Genomic DNA, 18,713 nt, shown 5'->3' with positions numbered 1-18,713 from the left:
ATTTTTTCTGTGAACAGCTCCAAAGCTTTTTATACTGCAGGGCCTGTACAGGTACCGATGTATAAAAAGCTTTTTTGCTATACTGCGATAGATTGCCTTTAAAATGAATCACTGGTTTCCGATACATCCTATACAGTGCTACAATACAGATAAGGATAAATTTTAAATTAATAATCCGGGAGGAGTACTGTGATCTCTACCGGATCATAAAAGAACACACCGATTGAACCATCATCAGAAAGTGACGGAGGACATACTGATGCAAGCGATTACAACGCAGAGAGAAGATTCATTTGAAACTATTCTGGAGCAGCTCGCCCAGGAACTGAACCGACAGGGAAATGATACAGCTGCACAAAAAGCACATGATCTGCAGCTAAAATACCGTTCACAAGAGCTGGTATTGGCTTTTTGCGGTCATTTCTCGGCTGGCAAATCCAGTCTGATGAACTGGCTGTGCGGCAAACAGGTACTGCCGACCAGTCCTGTACCGACCACTGCCAATATTGCCGCAATCCGCTGCGGAGAACCGCGCGCACTTGTTCATGTACATGCCGGCGACGATCTGGAGATTGGACTGGACGAACTGGATGAGTACTGCAAAAACGGTGGCGATTATGAATCTGTACAATTATGGGACCGGATTCCACTGCTGGGAGAGCATGGCGTACTGCTGGATACGCCGGGTGTGGATTCAACAGATGCCGCTCATGAAGCAGCTACCTATTCGGCGCTGCATCGAGCGGATGTAGTCTTTTATGTTATGGATTATAATCATGTGCAGTCCGAGACGAATCTTTCATTTGCACGCACACTGTATGAACGTGGCAAGCCACTGTATCTGATAGTGAACCAGATTGACAAGCATGAAGATCAGGAGTTGTCTTTTGCAGAATATCGCAAAGGAGTCGAGCAGGCATTTGCCAGAAGAGGAATTGAACCGGCAGGCGTATTATATGTGTCCCGCCAGGTACCCGATCATCCCTATGGCCGTCTGGAGCGCCTGCGGGAGATCATTGGCCAGCTGCTCGAAGATCATCTGCCACTGATGCGTTACAGCCTGTCACAGGCAGCCTGGGAACTGGCAGAGGAGCACAGCAAGTGGCTGAATGAACAAATGTCCAGCGATCATGAAGATCACGAGAATGAAAATACAAAAGATGATGGTTCCGATATAACTGCAGCATTTTCCATGGAAGAAGAGAACATGGACGATCTATCTGTAGAAGAAATCCCGGAAGATCTGCCAGCATTGAGCGGGAGAATCTCGCAATTACAGCAGCGCCAGGATGATCTGGTCAGCAATATAAAGAAACTTCGCGAAACATGGAGTTGGGAGATTGGCCGTCTCGTGGAGCAGGCGAATCTGACACCTGCTGCACTGCGTGATCTGGCCCAGCTCTATCTGGAAGGAGAACGTCCCGGCTTCAAAAAAGGTCTGTTCGCTTCCAGAGAAAAAACAATGCAGGAGCGTGAGCAGCGCAGACAGACTTTTTTGCAGGCGTATCAGGAGCAGGTAGCTGCCAATCTCGATGTGCATGTACGGGGACTGCTGCGCGGCTGGAGCCGGGAGTATGAGCTCTGGAACGAGGAACAGGAAACTGCGCTGACTGCATCGCTGCCGGAGATCACTGTAGCCGATATTGAAGCAGGCACAGGCAAGGATATGGCTATATCAGGAGAGTATGTGCTCAACTATACACGCGCATTGCGTGAGCAGACAGCTGCGCGTTATCGCCGTGCAGCCCTGGAAGCAGCAGATCGTCTATTGGAACAGCTCCAGCCGGACGTTGAACGCCAGATAGCTGCTGTGCAGTCTGAACAACAGCAGCTGCAATCGCGCTATGATGATCTTCTGCGCCAGCAGGAAGCAGAGCAGCAGCTTCAGCAGCAGGATCAGGCTGTGCGCAGTCTGCTGCCCAAGCGGGAGACTGAAGTACCTGATTGGCTGCCGCGTATCGAAGCCGGTAGCCAGATCGTGCAAAATGCAGCGGCGAATGCACATTCTTCGCTTCAGCCGAATGATCCCAATCCATTGAATCCTGGATCTGTACCAACCGCAGAGACATCCGTATCCAATCTGCAGTCAGCGGCTGGATCGTTTTTGGAATCAACTGAAAACGATACGTATTTGGCTGGTGTCAGCACAGGTGGCCTGGATAAGGATACAGCCCTATCATCGGCAGTGTCGGTACAGACAGGCTCTTCGGCACGTCAGCAGCGTCTGCTGGATACCGCTGAACGTCTGCGCAGAACAGCCGGCAAGATCAGTGAACTGCCGGGGATGTCTTCCCAGGCGGAGGAGCTGCGTCGTCGTGCAGGCATTATGGAAGATGGCAAATTTACACTGGCGCTGTTTGGAGCATTCAGTGCGGGCAAATCTTCTTTTGCCAATGCACTGTTGGGCGGATCGGTGCTGCCAGTGTCTCCGCATCCGATGACAGCAGCTATTACGCAGATCATGGGAGCGGACAGCAACCACGCTCATGGAACAGCCGTTGTCTTCTTGAAAGACGCGGAAGAAATGCAGGAGGATATCAGCGGAGCGCTGCGTCTGCTTGGATTGCCGGATCGCTCGCTGGAGCAAGATTGGCGTAAAGCGGTTGCTGGATTGTCGCCAGCACGTATTCATCCATCGGCAAGAGCGCATTACAACTTTATTATGGCTGCAGCAGCAGGCTGGGAACAGATGGCCGATAAGCTCGGGCAGCAAGTCGAAGTCGATATGGATGCTTTCCGCGGATATGTGTCGGAAGAGCAGCAGTCCTGTTTTGTTCGCCGAATTGATCTGTACTACGATTGTGAATTGACCCGTCAGGGGATGGTCCTGGTGGACACGCCGGGCGCCGATTCGGTCAATGCACGTCATACCGGGGTTACATTTGAATATATGAAATCTGCGGATGCACTCGTATTTGTAACGTATTACAACCATGCGTTTACAGCAGGCGATCGTCAACTGCTGGAACAGCTTGGACGGGTAAAAGGCAGTCTGGCACTGGACAATATGTTCTTTATCGTCAATGCCTCCGATCTGGCTTCGTCCGAAGAAGAGAAAAATGACGTTGTAGGACGAATCGTTCGTGAGCTGAATAGTGCGGGCATTCGTGAACCCAATATCCATGCGCTGTCGAGCCGTCGTGCACTGCATGGACAGGATGAGGGCTTCAGACAGTTCCAGCAAAGCTTTAACACCTTTGCGGACGAGACACTGGCAGGGCTGGCTGTACATGCTGCACTGGAAGAAGTCGGCCGTATCCGCGATATGATCCTGTCCTGGGAAGAAGCAGCCAGACAGGGGGAAGCCTATCGCCAGCAGCGCAGACAGCAGCTGATGACAGAGCAGCAGAGCGCCCGCGAAGCGGTCAGCAGGATTGCCCGTACAGAGCCGGATCGCAGAGTGCAGGAAGAAAGTGGAGAGCTGCTATTCCATGTGCGTCAGCGTGTACGTCTCAAAACACTGGAATGGATACCGGAAATCTTCAACCCGGCACAGCTAAACCAGGAATCTGCCGATCTGAAAGCCGACTTTGCCGCCTGCGGACGGGAATTGCAGCGTAGAGTCGGTATTGAGCTGGAGCAGGAAGTGCTGGCTACTACCCTGCGAATGGAGAAGGCTGCACGCCAGCTGATCAGCGAACGAATGAGAACCTATGGACGCGAGGCGGAAAACAGTACGACAGGACTGCGTCTGTCTGCCTATGATCCCTCTGCTTGGGAGACACCGCAGCTGCCATCACTCGCATTGTCTCAGGCGATAGACTGGAAATCTTTATGGTCCATGTTCCGGAATCCTCGTTATTTCTTTGAACAGGGAGGTCGTGAAAATCTGCGAACCGAGGTGACTGCACGCATCGACAATATGATCGGCCATCTGCTGGAAGAGCAGCGTGAACGGCTCGCGGCTTATTATATTGACGGTTTGAATATACGTTTCCGGGAGACGGTAGAGGAAATGCATCGCCAGATCGCAGAATGGGCAGAAGCTACAGAAGCTTCGCTCAGCATGTCCGATGGTCCTGACCGCTGGCATCACCTTGCTGCCGAACTGGATATATTGGCAGCCGAATCAGAAGTATCCCAGCTTCATTAATAACAATATAATTGTGCACTAAACTTATAGAAGGCTATTCCTTTCCGGGAGTAGTCTTCTATTTTTACATACTTAATACTTCCTTATTATTATGTTAGAATGCAGAAATTAGATGTTTCAAATTTAAAGTTATAACGCTTTTACTTTATAAAAGGAGACAATAGTTTACAAAAATCGGGACTGAGGAATAAACCGCTGGTATTGCGAGCATTTTGCATGATTTCATTATAATCAGTCCATTATATGTCGATTATGGCATTAATTTGACAACATCGCCTGTAAACGGTCTCTTATCCTCTTTGCGGGCAATTGGCGACGGTGGTAAGCTTCATTATGCTAATTAACCTGACAGGTGAATAAAGGAGGAACAACATGGACGTTCTCAGGCAACTGCAAGGCTTTTACCGCGAAAAAAAGAGCTATCTCTATCTCTCTATCTTTTGTCTTGCAACCGCTACCGCTCTCGGATTGGTCTATCCGAATCTGCTGAGGTACCTGATTGATGATATTATCAAGCTCAGGCGGTATGACCAGGTTCCCATGCTGGTAATCGGACTGTTCGTTGTTACCATTCTCAAAGCATGTATGCAGTTCCTGCACGGATTTTTCGGAGGGCGTCTCGGCAATTTCCTCGCCTACCGTCTTCGCAATGCCTGCTATGAAAAGCTTCAGTTTTTGTCCTTCCGTTATTATGATACTGCCAAAACAGGAGATCTGATGTCCCGTCTGACCGGAGACCTGGAGGCGATCCGTAACTTTATCGGATTTGGCTTTGCCCAGCTGCTCAATGTATTCCTTATGGTCATCTTCGGTTCCATAGTCATGTTCTCGCTGAACTGGCAGCTCACTCTGGTTACCCTGATTTCTATCCCTTTTCTGGTATATGTCGCTTTGCGTTTTGAATCACGCATTCATCCGGCTTTTCAGGAAATGCGTCTTGCGCTAAGTTCCCTGACTACTGCTGTACAGGAAAATATCACCGGTGTGCGTACAATCAAGTCATTCGCCCGCGAAGCACACGAAGTGGACAAGTTTTCGCTGCGCAATGAGCGTTACCGCACCAACCAGATTTTTGCTTCCTCCCTGTGGAGCCGCTATTTCCCGGTTATGGAACTGCTGGCTTCGGTATGTATCGTAATTTTGCTCGGATTTGGCGGTACACTGGTTATTCAGGGTTCTATGACACTTGGAGAACTGGTCGCTTTTTTCACCCTGATCTGGTACATAATCGGCCCGATGTGGGGACTCGGTTTTCATATTAACAACTACACCCAGTCCAAAGCATCTACCGAACGGATTCTGGAAATTCTGAATCAGCCGGTAGATATCAAGGATGAACATACCGCCAAGCCGATGCACGAAATCAAAGGACATGTCATGTTTGATCATGTGACTTTTGCTTACGGCAATAAATTGGCAGCTGTAGTAGATATCAATCTGAATGCGCCTCCGGGCTCGGTGATCGGGCTGCTGGGTGGAACAGGCTCCGGTAAATCCACGATTATTCAGCTGTTAATGCGTGCGTACAATGTCAACGAAGGACGGATTACACTGGATGGCACCGATATCCGGGATATTCGGATCGAGGATCTGCGTGCACAGATCGCCTCTGTATTCCAGGAGACATTTCTGTTCTCTTCCACGATCAAGAACAATATCGCTTATGGTATGGAAGAAGTGACCATGGAAGAGATTATCCGCGCAGCAACCCTGGCCAAAGCCCATGAGTTTATTATGGAGCTGCCCAAAGGATACGATACTATCGTAGGTGAACGTGGTCTCGGATTATCGGGTGGACAAAAGCAGCGTCTGGCGATTGCCCGCGCACTACTCAAAAACCCGAAAATACTGATCCTGGACGATGCGACGAGTGCGGTGGATATGGAGACCGAGCATGAGATACAATCTGGCTTCCAGGAAGTGATGCGAGGACGGACAACCTTTATTATTGCTCACCGGATTTCCTCCTTGCGTCATGCGGACGAGATTCTGGTACTTGAGGAAGGACGAGTGATTCAGCGCGGCAAGCACGAGCAGCTGATTCAGACTGCCGGTCCGTATCAGGATATCTATCAGGTACAATATGCCGATCATATCTCGCGTCAGCAGGAGATAGACGATCCGGATCAGCCGGAAGAATGGAACAGAGAGATGCCGCAGCCCGGCAGTGGAGAGCAGGTGAGATACCATGAGTAACCCGTCCATGAATAATATATCGGTGGATGACAAGCAAAAGGTGGCGGATACTTCCGCATCCGTACGGGTCGAAGAGCGGTTTATTTACCAGGATGACGAGCTGATCGACAAAGCGTTTAACTGGGGACAGTTCAGTCGCCTGTTCAGCTACATGAAGCCGTATGCGAGACAGCTGCTGCCCTTTATCCTGCTCATGATGGTACTGGGCACGGTGACCAAACTGGCGGTTCCACTTATTACCGGGATGGCGATCGACCGTGCTATTCAGCCAGCCAACGGTATACCCAGTCTGAAGCTGCTGTATGGGTTGACTGCGCTGGCACTTGTGCTGTACCTGATTCAGTGGGCAGCGAATGCGTACCGGATCAAGTACACCAATATTATCGGGCAAAGAGTCATTTATGATCTTCGCTCTGACCTGTTTAGCCATATCCAGCGTCTGTCCTTTTCTTTTTTTGACAAAAGACCAGCGGGTTCGGTACTCGTACGCGTCACGAATGATGTCAATTCCTTGCAGGATCTGTTTACCAATGGAGCGGTTAACGTCATGATTGACTGTGTACAGCTTCTGGGAATCGTTATTATTTTGCTGTTCATCAACTGGAAGCTGGGGTTGGCGGTTATGCTGACGGTGCCGATCATGTTCTTCGTTTCTACCAAGCTTCGTAAAGTGATCCGCCGTTCCTGGCAGGAAGTACGGATGAAAAATTCACGGATTAATTCCCATTTGAATGAATCTATTCAGGGAATCCGTGTCACCCAGGCCTATACTCAGGAAAAACAAAACATGAAGTATTTTGATAACATGAATCTGTCGAGCAAGCAGTCGTGGGATAAGGCATCTGCGATGAACCAGATGTTTGGACCGTTGATCGAAGTAACCGGTGGACTCGGCTCTGTTATCTTGTTCGGATTCGGTACGATGCTGATTGCGAGCGGGGAGATCGAGATCGGGATTCTGGTTGCGTTTGCCAACTACGTCAGCAACTTTTGGGACCCGATTAACCGGCTCGGCAATATGTATAATCAGCTGCTGGTCGCGATGGCATCCTCGGAGCGAATTTTTGAATTTATGGATGAAGAGCCGTCGGTAGCGGACAAGCCGGATGCACGGCCGATGCCTCGTATTCGCGGCGATATTGTATTCAAGGATGTTGTATTTGAATATGAACCCGGTCGTCCGGCGCTCAAGGGAATCAATCTGAATGTCCAGGCAGGACAATCGATCGCTCTGGTCGGTCATACTGGCTCGGGTAAATCCACCATCATCAATCTGATCAGCCGGTTCTATGATATCAAAAGCGGTCAAATCACGATCGATGGACAGGATCTGCGTGATGTGACGCTGGAAAGTCTGCGCAGTCAGATCAGTATCGTATTGCAGGATACCTTTATTTTCTCGGGAACCATTCGTGACAATATCCGGTTTGGCCGTCTGGATGCCACCGACGAAGAGGTAGAAGCTGCTGCCAAAGCCGTTCATGCCCATGTATTTATCGAGAAGCTGGCCAAAGGATATGATACCGAAGTCGAAGAGCGCGGCAATGTGCTGTCGATGGGGCAGCGTCAGCTGCTGTCTTTTGCCAGGGCGCTGCTGGCAGATCCGCGTATTCTGATACTGGATGAAGCAACCGCCAGTATCGATACGGAGACCGAGCTGCGGATTCAGGAAGCGCTCAAAGTACTGCTGCAAGGAAGAACATCCTTTATCGTTGCCCATCGGTTATCGACGATTCGTCATGCGGATCATATCGTCGTGCTTGATCATGGAGAGATCAAGGAAGAGGGAACGCATGAACAGTTGATTCAGCGCAAAGGAGTATACAACGGACTGATTGAAGCCCAATTCCGCTTTTTGTAAATTGATTGCCTAATCAACCTGATCGAAAAGCGATCGACAGATCGGCTGTATCTAAACATGTTCCTTTTGCAAATCATATTCAATATACAGCAAGTGAAATACCGGATTTTTAGACATATATAAAATAACAGACATAATCGAAATGTCGATATCAACATCCTTTTATTTCCATTCTCACCCTTTATCCGCTGAAGCAAAATCAGCGGATAAAGGGTGTTTTATTTAAAAAAAGACTTCCTGTAAAAAGCAGGGAACAAGCAAACATACAAATTGTGACAAAATTCGTGAATGAAAGCGATATCATTTTATAAATTTCGAGATTTGTTCAAAAATTTAAGTAAAGTGGGTTGCAATCTAACTTGGAAGGTAAGAAAATAAGAGTGTCAACACATTGTAAAGTTCATCATCAACATCGTCGGGAATTTTACAATGTGTTAATCACTTAACAGCCAAGAAAATAGACAAAGAGCACAATCTGTACCAACGGAGAGTTTTGCAGTTCGAGTCGTATGCAAGCTTGACGCAGTGTAAAAAAGTGGATAAGGGAGTGCTGTTTATTATGTGGGGGGCCCCAATGTCTCGCCAGGCGAAGAAAATTCTGATGCTTGGCAGTGGAGAACTTGGTAAAGAAGTAGTTATCGAAGCTCAGCGTCTCGGCGTGGAATGTATCGCTGTAGACCGCTATCCGGATGCACCTGCTATGCAGGTTGCTCACCGTTCTCATGTGATTGATATGCTGAACGGGCAACAGCTCAGAGAAGTGATTGCTCTGGAGCAGCCGGATCTGATCGTACCCGAAATTGAAGCGATTGCGACGGATGTGCTGGTAGAGCTGGAGCAGGAAGGCTATCATGTCGTTCCTACTGCTACAGCTGCGAGATTAACGATGGATCGTGAGGGGATACGCCGTCTGGCAGCCGAGACACTGGGCTTGCCAACAGCAGCGTACCGGTTCGCGGATAATCTCGAGCAGCTCAAAGCAGCCGTCGCCGAACTTGGAACACCCTGCGTAGTAAAACCTCTGATGAGCTCGTCCGGTAAAGGACAAAGCGTATGCCGTACTCCGCAGGATGCGGAGGAATGCTGGAACACGGCGCTTGAAGGAGCCAGAGGCAAGTCAGTACGGGTCATCGTCGAAGCCTTTGTCCATTTTGAAAGTGAAATTACACTGCTAACGGTGCGTTCAGCCTCAGGTACCCTGTATTGTCCGCCAATCGGACATATTCAGCGGGATGGAGATTATGTCGAGTCGTGGCAGCCGCATTACATGACTGCGGAACAGCTGGCAGAAGCACAGCATATCGCCGGCACTATTACCGGACATCTGGGAGGATACGGATTGTTCGGAGTAGAGCTGTTTCTTACGGCGGATGGTGTAGTCTTCAGCGAAGTATCGCCAAGGCCGCATGATACGGGTATGGTTACGATGGTAACCCAGGACTTGTCCGAATTTGCCCTGCATGTGCGGGCCATTCTCGGTTTTGAGATTCCTGGCGTCCATCTGCTTACCCCTGGCGCATCGGCAACACTCAAGGCAACACAGACTTCAAAAGATTTTGTTGTTGGCGGACTGGAAGAAGCATTGAAGCTGCCGCGTACGCAAGTACGGGTATTCGGCAAACCGGAGACCAAACCGGGACGCCGGATGGCAGTGGCACTCAGTGCGGACGAAAGTGTGGAAATCGCGCGGAAGCGTGCCGTTGAAGCGGCCGCTCTGCTAAAAGAGGAGTATGTACATGTCGACTAGTGTATTAATGCCTGTTGCGGAAGTCCGTAAATTCGAAAGTAAAGATGTTCAAGCTTTGACTGGCCTGATGCGTGAACTTTGTTATCCAATGACAGAGAGTGTACTGCGTGACCGGATGGCTGCCCTGGAAGGCAAGCCGCAATTTATGACCCTTGTCGCTGAGCGTGAAGGACAGGTAGTGGGTATGATTGCACTGTATCGCAAAACATCTTACGATACCGGTCATCAGACTTCCCAGATCACCGGCCTGGTGATTTCGGAAGCTTACCGCAACAAGGGGATTGGCCGTGAGTTGATTACGACAGCTGAGCGCCAGGCGCGTGAAGCCGGAGATCATTCCGTATTTGTCACCGGAATGAACCGTGACGAGCGTTTGTCTTCCTGCTCATTCTACCAGCATATGGGTTATGAGAAGATCGGCTGTAATTTTATCAAGCAAATGTAATCACAAACGGATACACAAGAACGGCTTCCCTGCATAAGGGAAGTCGTTTTTTATAAATCAATGTATTGTATGATATACGGGATATACTATAGCCGGATTACATAAAACACAGCAAAGGAACAGAAGTATGAACGATAAATACACGATTTATGACTGGAACGAACAAAATATCGGTTATTTTCAAGAACTGCGGCTAGAAAATGATGAGAGCTGCAGACAGCACTTATCGATCTATGGATTTCTTAAAAACCCGGACTATACTGCTGACCAATCACTGGATCATATCTACGTTGGCATTCTGGATACCCGTGGAGCGATGATTGGTCATTATGATTTCCCGTTGAAAAGAGTAATAAAACCTATAGAATCACTTCCTTTTTCACATGATGGTGACTGGGAAGTACTGGTTCATACGTATGAACAGGTAGCACGAACCCGGCGTATTTTTGAAATGTGGGATTTGCTTCGTGATCCGCTGCAGCTGAGAAGCGGTTTGTGGATTGATTTTACTCTGGAAGAACGCAAGATCTGGCAGAAAGTTGCCCAAAGCTATGCGCTGCAGACCAATTCCTGGAGAAATCAGGGACAGGAGGGGGTCACTATTCATCTGGACGGACGTCTGATTACAGATCAGTATGCTTTTTTCTTGATGCTGGGTGAACAACTAAATGGACCTGCAGGATACTATGGCAGCAGCCTGGATGCAATAGACGATTGTCTGTGCGGCGATTTTGGACCGGTACCGCCTTTTACAGTGATCTGGTCGGATTATCAATATATGGAGAATAATGAACTGCTGCAAAGAAAAAACGAGAATGGCTATACTATGCTGGAAGTCATTCAGACCAGTATTTCTATTTTGGAAGAAAGTGGAGTTACAATTATCAAAGAATAGAGAATAGAGAATAGAGAATAGAGAATAGAGAATAGAGAATAGAGAATAGAGAATAGAGAATAAAAGGTAAAAGTAAAAGTGAAAATGCTGTTGCTGTTTTAGTCGCAGATATAAAAGTACAATAAAGATAGGAGTTATTAGAGAAGCTGAACTACAAATCTGGAGATTGCTTCAGCTCATATAGCTGCATCCTGAGCTTTTGAAAGGACATCGGTATAGCGCCGATGTCTTTTTTGCATGCACATAATTTTCTATATAACTGCACACATTTCATGCAAAGTTGCCGATATATAGGAGTAAATGGTAAAATCTTAGGCGGATTTGAACACACTCATTTCACAGGAGGATTTGTACTTATTATGAAATTTACACAACTAAAACGTATCGCCGCATCGGCAGCAGCTGCAGGGCTTATCGCAGCCAGCCTGATCGCCCCAGCGAGTGCGCAGGCAGCAGCATCCAACCATTCACATTATACACACAAAGCTTATGTCAAATTATCTTCGGATCGTACGCTGACCGGGCAGAACACAGCAACCGCTACAGCTGATACGTACGCATTTGCCGCTCAGGTAGTGGACCTGGTCAATCAGGAGCGCAGCAAAGCCGGACTAAAAGCGCTGGCCGTAGATACCAACCTGCAGACCATGGGACAGGACAAAGCAATGGATATGTACAAAAACAATTATTTCAGTCACACTTCACCTACTTATGGTTCGCCGTTTGATATGATGAAAACGTACAAAATCAGCTTCCGCGCAGCTGGCGAGAATATTGCCAAAGGCCAGACTTCACCGGCACAGGTTATGAATTCGTGGATGAACAGCGCAGGACACAAAGCCAATATACTGAGCAAAAATTATACACATATCGGTGTAGGCTATGTGAATGGCATCTGGGTTCAGGAATTTATCGGTAAATAATTATAAATGTGTGTATATGCAGACGAATAGTTCCATAGAAATGGGAACGGGAAAGACCCCTGCAGGATGCCTCGCTTGTCGAGCATGCTGCAAGGGTCTTTTTTTGAATGCAGCAGATCTGGGCAACGGTGATCCTGCAGGATAATAAGCGGTTGATGCAATCGCTGCTTGTACATTCTATTGACAATCTACAGAGCACTCCCTACTATAAAGTTACATTTCAGCCGATGCATCACATCGCAAGATGGGGGAATTACAGTCATGGAGACGATCAAATATTGCAGTAAAAATGACAAGCTGGGTACCAAAAAAGTCTATCAGGATATCGGAGTACATTTTCCCGAGATCGAGCAGCAGCGCAAAGGCTGCCTGAGCGAGTGTAAAACCTGCCGCCGTCAGCCTTTTGCCAAAATCGGTAAAAAGCAGCTGGTCTGCAGCGATTCTCCGGAGCAGCTGTATAAGCAGCTAACAGCTATGATCAATCAATCTGCTGCTGATTCTGCAACCCAAAAGAAGCAAAAACCGGAAAAATCGATCGATTCTGCCAAGCTTCATTATGGATTCAATCCGCGCAGCAAAAATGAACTAACTATATCGCTGGATACTGTATCTGCTGCCAAACTATCCAAAAAACTAAGTGCACTACAGCGAGCGGGTGAGCCCCGTAAAATGAAAGCGATCCGGTTCAAAAAATCAGCTTCTCTCGAAGCCAGGGTTGTTCTGGCTATAGCCAAGGATGACAGTAACCAGCTGGAAGTGAAAAAGAATACACTCATTCTGCATCTGACAGCCCATACTTTACAGGAGCTGCAAGTGCTGCTCGCAACCTATATCGAAGAAGGCAAGCTGCCTGTAGTCGACCCATTCATATTCATGCGAACAAAATCCGATCAAAAAGTGCAGATGCATCTAACCCAATCGGAATCTATCCAACACGCGGTGACCGGTTAATCCTGTCCTGATCAGCGGCGTGCCAAACGATCCCTCAAAGATAACCAAAAAGCCACAGTGTCCAGAAAGCAGACGCTGTGGCTTTTGATTTGCGAGAAAAGGTTCCCGTTCTATATTGCATACCGGTAACCTGTAAATGGGACATGTGGGGATCGAACCCGCGACCTGCCGATTAAGAGTCGGATGCTCTACCAGCTGAGCTAATGTCCCGTAATAAAATGTTGTGCTTGGATACATACCAAGTAGCAAATTAATATGCATAACAACTATTACTTTGAATAGTATACACCTGTGCAATACGTTTGTCCAATGCATCGCTTTTTGTATATAACGAATGCGCAATGATTCCGCAGAAATAAAGATCAAGAATAGCAGGTTGTCGTATGAAGTTCACATCTTCTGCTGGGTCGCCTGCTTCATCTACAGACAGATGGGGAAATAATAAAGAAGTACATTCAAGCAGGAACAATTCTATCGGCGGAATCCATTACATACAGAGAGGTGGAAGCTTTATGAAAAAGACATGGTGGAAAGAAAGTGTCGTGTATCAGATCTATCCGCGCAGCTTTATGGACAGTAACGGGGATGGAATAGGTGATATTCCGGGTATTATCAGCAAGCTGGATTATCTTCAGTTGTTGGGAGTGCATGTGATCTGGCTCTGTCCGGTGTATGAGTCTCCCAATGATGATAACGGTTACGATATTAGCAATTACCAGAATATCATGGATGAATTCGGTACACTGGATGATTGGGAGCAGCTGCTGGATGGTCTGCATCAGCGTGGAATGAAGCTGATTATGGATCTGGTGGTCAATCATAGCTCTGATGAACATGCCTGGTTTATGGAATCACGCCAATCCAAAGATAATCCGTATCGTGACTATTATATATGGAGACCGGGCAAGGATGGACGTGAGCCCAACGACTGGAGCTCTTTTTTCAGCGGATCGGCGTGGCAGTATGATGAGACGACAGAAGAATACTATCTGCATCTATTTTCCAAAAAGCAGCCTGATCTGAACTGGGAAAACCCGACGGTACGGGAAGAAGTATACAAAATGATGACCTGGTGGCTGGATAAAGGGATCGATGGATTCCGAATGGATGTAATCAATCTGATCTCCAAAGACCCCAAGCTGCCCGATGCGCGAGAAGAAACGCCGGAACTTGGTACCGCAGAGCCGGATCAGAAGTTTCCGTATCACTTTGGCGGCAAATATTTTGTCAATGGTCCGCGTGTGCATGAATACCTGCAGGAGATGAACGAAAAGGTACTGTCCAAATACGATATTATGACGGTCGGCGAAGCGATCAATGTAACGCCGGAAGATGGTGCGTTGTATGTAGGCGAAGATCGCAATGAGCTGAATATGGTATTTCATTTTGAACTGATGCGGGTAGATGCCGGCAAGGGCGGTAAATGGGATATTCGTCCATGGAAGCTTTCCGAGATCAAAGCGATTATCAGCAAATGGCAGACGCTGCTGCATAATAAAGGCTGGAACAGCAATTATATGAACAATCATGATCAGGCGCGAATGGTATCACGGTTTGGTAATGATACCCGTTATCGCAAAGAATCTGCCAAAATGCTGGGAACGCTGCTGCATACTTTGCAGGGAACCCCTTATATTTATCAGGGTGAAGAGATTGGGATGACCAATATCCGTATGCCATCTATCGATGATTATCAGGATATTGAAACGTTAAACATGTACCAGGAGTATACAGCTGCCGGTATAGATCCTGATAAAGTGATGGAGTCCATCTATATCAAGAGCCGGGATAATGCGCGTACACCGATGCAGTGGGATGATTCGGAACATGCCGGATTTACAACAGGTCAGCCATGGATAACGGTTAATCCGAATCATGACAAAATCAATGTAGCCGAAGCATTAAAAGATCAGGAATCCATTTTCTATTATTATCAAAAGTTGATCGCTCTGCGTGGAGAGCATGATATTATCGTCTACGGAGATTACCATCTATTGCTGCCGGAAGATGAGCAGATCTACGCTTATGTACGCACATATGAAGGAAAGCAGCTGCTGGTTGTACTGAACTTCTGCGATCAGCCTGTCCATTTCCAACTGGAAAACAGTGTGCAATACGAGCAGTACCAGCTGTTGATCAGCAATTATACGGTAGATGAGCAGCAGGATATTCGCGAGATGGATCTGCAGCCCTACGAAGCCAGAGTATACAAGCTAAATCAATGATGTACCGGCAGTATTCAAGTTTGACTAGCATGCCAGGCCGCTGATTGGATTGAAGATCGCTATGTCAGATACCAAGTTGAACATTTATTTTTCTATGCCACAATTCCAGCAAATACCTGTAAATACCATATCGGGAAAGGGACGCTCCAATCGCCCAGCCAATCCAGCATCTTCTGCAGTTGGCTTCGGTCAGGTAGCGTCCTTTTCCATCTTGCTTTTATAATAAAGTCATTTCCAAATGATCGACATGCAATAGATAGCTGCTGATCATTTGGAAGTTGTATACATAGTGTATATAATAAAAAGTACTATTCATTTATTCACTATAATCTGATACTTGGAGGTCACAGGATGAAACCATCTTCATCATCAGCACGAATATGGAGAATTACCAGCATTGCTTCTATCATAGCAACGTTACTGCTGATCGGCGGTTTTGTATATGCGGTAAATGATGTTGTCAATCCGGTAGGCAGCTCCTACACGGCAGGCAATACTGCTAGCCCTGCAGAAAATGGATCGCAGCCAGCCGTTGATCCGGCGACAGAAGGAATACGCGTAGCCGCTCTCGGCGACTCACTCGCCAAAGGTACAGGTGACGATGATGGCAGCGGATTTGTGCGTCGTACCGTCAATTTGCTGCAGCAGCAAGGAGTCGATGCCAAGCTGGTTGCCAATCTGGGTATTAACGGACAGAAAACAGGACAGGTTATCAAATCACTGGAGGAATCCGGTGTCCAGCATACACTTCGTCAGGCGAATGTCATTATGCTGTCGATAGGAGCGAATGATCTGTTCAATGGGGGGGAAGCACTAGGTAATCTGGATGAAAAGGCACCTACTGCCAACCAGCTGCTGACCAATCAGCCGCAGGCTGCCGCACGCTTGCAAAAGATTCTGGATCGATTGGCAGAAATCAATCCGGATGCACAGATTATTTATCTGGGTTTGTATAATCCGTTTGGAGATCTCAAGGAGCTTCGTGTACCAGGTAATCAGGCAGTAAGTGCCTGGAACACGAAAGCTGCAAGTATCACCAATACCAATGAACATATGATGGTTATTCCTACATTTGACCTATTCCAGAATAATCTGGATCAGTATCTGTCTGCAGATCATTTTCATCCTAATGGTGACGGTTATGAGCAGATTGCCGCGCGTATCGTTCAAAGTATCCGTTGATCGTTTTATCATCTAATCATAAGTGCTGCGATGCAGAAGCCATTTGCCGGGACTCTGCTGTGATGCAGTATTTTCTCAATGTTATACGAGTACAGGCTATAGGAGGGAAGATCAACTGATGAATATATCCAATTCGGACATAAATGCTTCGTCTGCCCGTGAAGAGCAGACCGATTCAGAGATTGTACTATCCGCTATAAAAGTAAAGAAAAAGATCGGCAAGCGCTGGATTATCAAAGATGTGACTTTTAATGTACGGGCAGGCGAAATTTTTGGATTTCTCGGTCCCAATGGAGCAGGCAAAACGACCACGATCCGCATGCTGGTCAATCTGATCCGTCCGACCGAAGGGCAAATTACAATCTGCGGATACGATGTAACCCGTCAACCGGAAAAGGCACTGGCCTATGTAGGCTCAATTGTCGAGAATCCGGAGATGTATCCCTATCTGACCGGCTGGGAAAACCTGCAGCATTTTGCCCGCATGCAGCCTGGGGTAGACGAACAGCGTATTCAGGAAGTGACCGAAATCGTACGTCTCGATGAGCGGATTCACGATAAAGTAAGCAAATACTCACTGGGAATGCGTCAGCGTCTCGGAATAGCCCAGGCGCTGCTCGGCAGACCGAGACTGCTTATTCTGGATGAGCCTACCAATGGACTCGATCCCAAAGGAATCCGCGATATGCGCTTGTTTATCCGGGAGCTGGCTGCCCAGGGGATGGCTGTATTTGTATCCAGTCATTTACTCAGCGAGATTCAGCTACTGTGTGACCGTGTTGCTATTGTAGGCAATGGCAAGGTAATAGCAGTAGGCAGTGTAAACGAACTGGTAGAAGACAGGGAACATCTCGTTATCTGGGAACTGGAACCGGCTGAACAGGGAGCACGCATTCTCGAAGAATTGCCGGATGTTACGGTGCTGGATCTGGAATCTGCGCATCTGGACAACGATACAGCGGCATCGCTGAAGCTGAACAGTATGATTACCCGTACACCGGAAGAACATATATCGACGACTATACAGGCTCTGGTCAGCGCCAATATACAGATTCATAATGTACGCAAATTAAATCCTACCCTGGAGCAGCTGTTCCTCGGCATTACGGAGGGTGAGACGATTGAATAGCATCTGGCCGCTTGTACAGAATGAGACAATCAAAATTATCAAGAAAAAGCGGTTTTATGTCATCCTGCTCGTGCTGCTTGTACTGGTACCGATGTTTACTTATGCGCAGATGCGCCAGGCGCAGGAAAATCGCACCAAGTTTGGCGATGACTGGCGCACCGAGCTGCAGCAGGCGATTACCGATAACCAGAACTCGCTCGGCAGTGACCGGGTGCCGGAAGAATGGAAAAAATACCGCCGCATCTTTATCCAGCAGATGCAGTACTACTTACAAAATGATGTAAATCCGAATGAACCGGGCGGCGTTACCTTTACCCGCGAATTCCTAGACAACTCTAGCAGTCTGTTTATACCGCTGCTGATTATGACGATCGCTTCGGATCTGGTATCCGGGGAGCGAACCGGTGGTACCATCAAGATGCTGCTTACCAGACCGGTACGACGATGGAAAATCCTGCTCAGCAAGCTGATTACGCTGACCATGTTTGTCTCGCTGATCGTCGTATCCACCTTTATTATCTGCTATGTGATATCGGGACTTGCATTTGGCTACTCCGGCTTTACTATTCCTGTATTTACCGGCTTCCAGCCAAGCGAGGCAGGAGTGGATATGGCGACAGTACATGCAGTGGATCAATGGCAATTTATCCTGATGCAGATGGGATTGATCTGGTTTGTCGGTTTGACTGTCGGACTGCTTGCTTTTATGGTGTCTGTACTGGTACGCAGTACGGCAGCCAGTATTGTTATTATGATGGCGGCACTGATTGCCGGGACGATTCTGACCAACATGGCTTCTTCCTGGAGCAGCGCCAAGTATTTGTTTATGGTTAATCTGGGTCTGACCAATTACCTGTCAGGCAGTCCTGCGCCGATAGATGGCATGACCCTGCCGTTCTCATTGGCTGTGCTCGGTATTTGGGCAGCTGTTTCGCTGGTTGTATCATTTGCCGTATTTACAAAAAGGGATGTAATGAATTAGGATAGCTGTTGAACCTGTCTTTTTTGTTGAATGTCTTCATGTGTCCCTTTCCTGTATCATGCAAACGCTAGGGCTGATTAAGGG

At 47.7% G+C, this 18,713-nt stretch carries 12 protein-coding genes and 1 tRNA gene; 12 read left to right on the top strand and 1 reads right to left on the bottom strand.

Translation table 11 applies throughout. From position 1 onward, the window contains the following. The first annotated feature begins 259 nt into the window (after positions 1-259). The 8 genes from AR543_RS16290 to AR543_RS16255 all read left to right on the top strand — a co-directional run bounded on the left by AR543_RS16290 (position 260) and on the right by AR543_RS16255 (position 13,111). Positions 260-4,093, top strand: coding sequence for a dynamin family protein (locus AR543_RS16290; RefSeq protein WP_060535499.1), 3,834 nt, complete (start codon positions 260-262; stop codon positions 4,091-4,093). Between the two features lie 372 nt (positions 4,094-4,465). After that, the gene (locus AR543_RS16285; RefSeq protein ID WP_060535498.1) at positions 4,466-6,289 is read left to right on the top strand and encodes an ABC transporter ATP-binding protein; all 1,824 of its coding nucleotides are present in this window, start codon (positions 4,466-4,468) and stop codon (positions 6,287-6,289) included. A gap of 7 nt (positions 6,290-6,296) precedes the next feature. Further along, complete coding sequence (locus AR543_RS16280; RefSeq protein ID WP_418304227.1) at positions 6,297-8,150, top strand: ABC transporter ATP-binding protein; 1,854 nt, start codon at positions 6,297-6,299, stop codon at positions 8,148-8,150. Between the two features lie 559 nt (positions 8,151-8,709). Further along, complete coding sequence (purT, locus tag AR543_RS16275; protein WP_060535497.1) at positions 8,710-9,897, top strand: formate-dependent phosphoribosylglycinamide formyltransferase; 1,188 nt, start codon at positions 8,710-8,712, stop codon at positions 9,895-9,897. Further along, the gene (locus tag AR543_RS16270) at positions 9,887-10,342 is read left to right on the top strand and encodes a GNAT family N-acetyltransferase (protein ID WP_046215078.1); all 456 of its coding nucleotides are present in this window, start codon (positions 9,887-9,889) and stop codon (positions 10,340-10,342) included. Before purT ends, AR543_RS16270 begins: the two co-directional genes overlap by 11 nt. 127 nt (positions 10,343-10,469) lie before the next feature. Further along, positions 10,470-11,237 carry a barstar family protein gene (locus tag AR543_RS16265; RefSeq protein WP_060535496.1) on the top strand — a complete coding sequence of 256 codons (768 nt, stop codon included), beginning with the start codon at positions 10,470-10,472 and terminating at the stop codon, positions 11,235-11,237. 359 nt (positions 11,238-11,596) lie between these two features. Then, the gene (locus AR543_RS25065) at positions 11,597-12,160 is read left to right on the top strand and encodes a CAP domain-containing protein (RefSeq protein WP_060535495.1); all 564 of its coding nucleotides are present in this window, start codon (positions 11,597-11,599) and stop codon (positions 12,158-12,160) included. Positions 12,161-12,421: 261 nt separating this feature from the next. Next, on the top strand, positions 12,422-13,111 hold the full coding sequence (locus tag AR543_RS16255) for a DUF1450 domain-containing protein (RefSeq protein WP_060535494.1): 690 nt from the start codon (positions 12,422-12,424) through the stop codon (positions 13,109-13,111). Positions 13,112-13,248: 137 nt separating this feature from the next. Here AR543_RS16255 and AR543_RS16250 read toward each other — a convergent pair. After that, a tRNA-Lys gene (locus AR543_RS16250) sits at positions 13,249-13,321 on the bottom strand. Between the two features lie 302 nt (positions 13,322-13,623). On the opposite strand from AR543_RS16250, the gene AR543_RS16245 reads away from it, so the two are divergent. From AR543_RS16245 to AR543_RS16230, 4 genes are all read left to right on the top strand, one after another. After that, positions 13,624-15,336: a glycoside hydrolase family 13 protein gene (locus AR543_RS16245; protein WP_060535493.1), complete on the top strand. Its 1,713-nt coding sequence runs from the start codon at positions 13,624-13,626 to the stop codon at positions 15,334-15,336. Between the two features lie 351 nt (positions 15,337-15,687). Beyond that, entirely contained in the window at positions 15,688-16,518 is an 831-nt protein-coding gene (locus AR543_RS16240; RefSeq protein ID WP_060535492.1) for a GDSL-type esterase/lipase family protein, read from the top strand. A 118-nt stretch (positions 16,519-16,636) separates the two neighbouring features. Next, on the top strand, positions 16,637-17,647 hold the full coding sequence (locus AR543_RS16235; RefSeq protein WP_060535491.1) for an ABC transporter ATP-binding protein: 1,011 nt from the start codon (positions 16,637-16,639) through the stop codon (positions 17,645-17,647). After that, positions 17,640-18,629 carry an ABC transporter permease gene (locus AR543_RS16230; RefSeq protein WP_060535490.1) on the top strand — a complete coding sequence of 330 codons (990 nt, stop codon included), beginning with the start codon at positions 17,640-17,642 and terminating at the stop codon, positions 18,627-18,629. The genes AR543_RS16235 and AR543_RS16230 overlap by 8 nt, the downstream gene beginning before the upstream one ends. Positions 18,630-18,713: the final 84 nt, after the last annotated feature.

It is taken from the genome of Paenibacillus bovis (assembly GCF_001421015.2).
Taxonomy (GTDB): domain Bacteria; phylum Bacillota; class Bacilli; order Paenibacillales; family Paenibacillaceae; genus Saccharibacillus; species Saccharibacillus bovis.
Note: the sequence above shows the minus strand (reverse complement) of the source record. Positions and strands in the feature narration are given on the sequence as shown.